The organism is Limnohabitans sp. Rim8 (genome assembly GCF_945869175.1).
In the GTDB taxonomy this organism is placed as follows: Bacteria; Pseudomonadota; Gammaproteobacteria; order Burkholderiales; family Burkholderiaceae_C; genus Limnohabitans_A.
The window spans coordinates 1-3,804 of record NZ_CAMBNZ010000133.1 but is presented as its reverse complement, the minus strand read 5'-3'; the positions used below and the strand labels follow the sequence as shown (position 1 = coordinate 3,804).

Below are 3,804 nucleotides of genomic sequence, written 5' to 3'. Positions count from 1 at the left end.
AGGTCAAAGCGGGTCTCACTCACCGTCAATTCACCGCTGACCCCACTGCGCTCAAAGTGCATGCGGTCCACCAGCTCACCGGGCACGGACGAGCACGCCATGCCCCAGTCTTGTTCGGCCTGCTCGCGCCAGCGCTGGGCCACCAAGCGCGCACCCTCCATGCCCAATGTGTGCGCTCGCTCGATTTTCAATTCGGGCATGTCGCCACCTCCACCAAACAGTCGTAAAACACAGGAGCACGGCCCAAATCGGTCAGGTGCTGGCTGGTCAACTCGTTCACATTGGTGCCGTTCAGGCCCAGTTTGCGCCACCAAATGCCCAAACCGTTGACCACACCCGGCCGGGCGCGTTGGTTCAACCGCGCCTTGCAGTGGTAAGTGCCCCGGTCGTTGAAAACACGCACCACCGCACCATCGGCAATCCCACGCGCCGCCGCATCCTCAGGGTGCATTTCCAGCACCGGTTCGGCCTCGATGTCGCGCAGGCTTTGCACGTTGACAAAGGTCGAATTCAAGAAGTTGCGCGCAGGCGGCGAGATCATGGCCAGCGGATAGCGTCCCCCCGGAGCGGCCAGCTCATAATTGGGCAAGTGGTCGGGCAGCCCATCCAGGCCTTGATCGGCCAGGCGCTGGCTGAAAAATTCGCAGCGGCCTGAAGGCGTGGAAAAGCCGCCTTGGGCAAAGGGCGCATCGGGCACCGCCAAGGTAGCAAATCCGTGGGTCAGCAGTTGCTCAAATTGAACCTCGTTGCCATAGGCAGTGCGGCAGAGGCTTTCGTCGCTCTCGGCAAAACACGGATCGTCAAAGCCCATCCGTAGCGCCAGAGCCCGAAAGATGTCGGTGTTGGTGCGCGACTGCCCCACAGGCGCAATCGCCGGGCGGTTCAGCAGCACATCGGTGTGGCCGTAGCTCATGTGAATGTCCCAATGCTCCAGTTGCGTGGTGGCGGGCAAGATGTAGTCGGCCATGTCGGCCGTGTCGGTTTTGAAGTGCTCCAACACCACGGTGAACAGGTCTTCACGCGCGAAGCCCTGCACCACTTTGCCCGATTCAGGGGCCACCGCCACCGGGTTGCTGTTGTAGACAATCAAGGCTTCGATCTGCGGACCAAAGGCGGGCGATGCCGGGCGAAGCAGGTCGTTGCCAATGGTGGTCATGTTGATGGTGCGGGGTCGCCGTTCGCCCAACAAGTCGGGCCGCTGCAGGGCAGAACGCTGAATAGGGAAATGCCCAGAACTGGTGAGCAGCAAGCCCCCAGCCCGATGTCGCCAAGCACCCGTCAGCGCGGGCAAACAGGCCACCGCCCGCACGGCATTGCCGCCGCCACGCACGCGCTGCATGCCGTAGTTCAAGCGAATGGCGGCGCGCTGGGTGGTGCCCCAGTCGCGGGCCAGCTGGCGGATTTGTTCAACCGGCACACCGCAGACTTCCGCCGCCCGCTCAGGCGTCCATTGCAAGGCGCGGGCCCTCAGGGCGTCCCAGCCCAAGGTGTAGCGGTCGATGTAGTCCTGGTCGAGCCAGCCATGGACGATCAGCTCGTGCATGACAGCCAGCGCCAGCGCGGCGTCGGTTCCGGGACGCAAGGCGATGTGTTCGTGGCATTTGTCGGCGGTTTCGGTTTTGCGCGGGTCAATGCACACCAACTTGGCACCCTGACGCTTGGCCTCTTGCGCCAGGCGCCAAAAATGCAGGTTGGAGCCGATCGAATTGCTGCCCCAAATGACAATGAGCTTGGATTCGGCAAAAAACTCGACCTTCGTGCCCACCTTGCCGCCGAGGGTCTGCACCAAAGCCTCACCACCGGCCGAAGAACAAATCGTGCGGTCCAGCAGCGATGCACCCAGTTGGTGAAAAAACCGGGCCGCGATCGACTCGCTTTGCACCAGGCCCATGGTGCCCGCATAGCTGTAAGGCAGCACGGCCTGCGGGTCACGTGCGGCGATGGCTTTCAGCCGCGCTGCGATGTCGTCCAGCGCCGCCTCCCAAGACACCGGCTCAAACTGGCCCGAGCCCTTGAGACCGACGCGTTTCAGGGGCTGCATCAAGCGCTCGGGGTGGTAAGTGCGCTCGGTGTAGCGCGAGACTTTGGTGCACAGCACACCATCGGTCTGCGCGTGCGCCGGGTTGCCCTGCACTTGGGTGGCGCGGCCGTTTTCAACGGTGGTCAGCAAGGCGCAGGTGTCGGGGCAGTCGTGCGGGCAAGCGCCGCGCACGGTCTGGGGGAGCAAAAGGGAGTCGGTCATGGGGCGGTGCAAAGGAGCGATCTGACTGTAGACGAAGGTTCACACGCATTGTGGCCCAAACCCGGAGCTTGACGGAAGGCTTGCTTGTCCCCCATGTGCACAGGGGTGTTGGCAACCCAGGTCAAGTATGGCTAGACTGTGACCATGAAAATCATCGACACCATCCTCACCGACGCGGCCAGCATCGCGGCCATTCGCAAAGACATCCACGCCCACCCCGAACTGTGCTTTCAAGAAGTGCGCACGGCCGATGTGGTGGCCCAGCAGCTGACCGACTGGGGCATTCCCATCCACCGTGGCATGGGCACCACGGGCGTGGTGGGCATCGTGCACGGTCGGGACGGCGGCGCTTGCGGGCGCGGCATTGGCCTGCGCGCCGACATCGATGCGCTGCCCATGCAGGAGTTCAACACCTTCGCCCACGCCAGCAAGCACCAAGGCAAGATGCATGCTTGCGGCCACGACGGCCACACGGCCATGCTGCTGGCAGCAGCCAAGCATTTTTCCAAGCACCGCGACTTTGACGGCACGGTGTATTTGATCTTCCAGCCCGCCGAAGAAGGCGGCGGCGGTGCCCGCGAAATGATCAAGGACGGCCTGTTCGACAAGTTCCCGATGCAGGCCGTGTTCGGCATGCACAACTGGCCCGGCGCGGCGGTCGGCACCTTTGCTGTGAGCGCAGGCCCGGTGATGGCATCGAGCAACGAGTTCAAGATCACCATTCGAGGCAAAGGCAGTCACGCTGCCCTGCCGCACAACGGCATCGACCCGGTACCGATCGCCTGCCAAATGGTGCAGGGGTTCCAGACCATCATCACCCGCAACAAAAAGCCGGTGGACGCGGGCGTGATCTCGGTCACCATGATTCATGCGGGCGAAGCCACCAATGTGGTGCCCGACTCGTGTGAGTTGCAAGGCACGGTGCGCACCTTCAGCATCGAGGTGCTCGACCTGATCGAAAAGCGCATGAAGCAGGTCGCCGAGTCGATCTGCACCGCCTTTGACGCACAGTGTGAATTCGCATTCCACCGCAACTACCCGCCCACCATCAACAGCCCGGCCGAAGCCGAGTTTGCGCGCCAAGTGATGGGCGGCATCGTGGGGGCTGAGCAAGTCATGCAGCAAGAACCCACCATGGGCGCCGAAGACTTCTCGTACATGCTGCAAGCCAAGCCCGGCGCTTATGTGTTCATCAGCAACGGCGACGGCGCACACCGCGAAATGGGCCACGGCGGAGGCCCGTGCACTTTGCACAACCCCAGCTACGATTTCAACGACGACCTGATCCCCTTGGGTGGCACCTATTGGGTGGAACTCGCCACACAGTGGCTGGCCCAACCCACACAAACCGCCTGAATGGACCTGCAATGACAGATCTGCAAATCGGCTTTTCCACAAGCTATGCCCAAGCCCGCCAGAAGTTTCTGAACGCTGCCCAGGCCGCAGGTCTGACGGTGGACGCCCACATCCATCCCTTGAAAGGCCGTCACGGCGAAGATCTGGCCATGGATGTGGTGCTGGACGGTTCACCCGATGCCAATAATCTGTTGATCATCAGCAGC

General features: G+C 62.5%; 4 protein-coding genes. 2 read left to right on the top strand and 2 right to left on the bottom strand.

All coding sequences use genetic code 11. The annotated features are described in order from the left end of the window. Both Q0O19_RS13915 and Q0O19_RS13910 read right to left on the bottom strand, forming a co-directional pair. The coding region (locus tag Q0O19_RS13915) for a polyhydroxyalkanoic acid system family protein (protein ID WP_295523962.1) at positions 1-200 on the bottom strand (200 nt) is incomplete at its 3' end. After that, a complete protein-coding gene (locus Q0O19_RS13910) occupies positions 188-2,242 on the bottom strand; it encodes a molybdopterin oxidoreductase family protein (RefSeq protein ID WP_295523960.1) in 2,055 nt (684 codons plus the stop codon). The genes Q0O19_RS13910 and Q0O19_RS13915, both read right to left, overlap by 13 nt. Before the next feature lie 144 nt (positions 2,243-2,386). Here Q0O19_RS13910 and Q0O19_RS13905 point away from each other — a divergent pair, with 144 nt between their 5' ends. Continuing rightward, complete coding sequence (locus Q0O19_RS13905; RefSeq protein ID WP_295523958.1) at positions 2,387-3,598, top strand: M20 aminoacylase family protein; 1,212 nt, start codon at positions 2,387-2,389, stop codon at positions 3,596-3,598. Positions 3,599-3,609: 11 nt separating this feature from the next. After that, positions 3,610-3,804 (top strand): DUF2817 domain-containing protein (locus Q0O19_RS13900; RefSeq protein ID WP_295523956.1); only part of this gene is annotated, 195 nt, incomplete at its 3' end.

Coding starts and splice junctions, on each gene's coding strand:
- Q0O19_RS13910 (WP_295523960.1), bottom strand. CDS start 2,242: ATGACCGACTCCCTTTTGCTCCCCCAGACCGTGCGCGGCGCTTGCCCG.
- Q0O19_RS13905 (WP_295523958.1), top strand. CDS start 2,387: ATGAAAATCATCGACACCATCCTCACCGACGCGGCCAGCATCGCGGCC.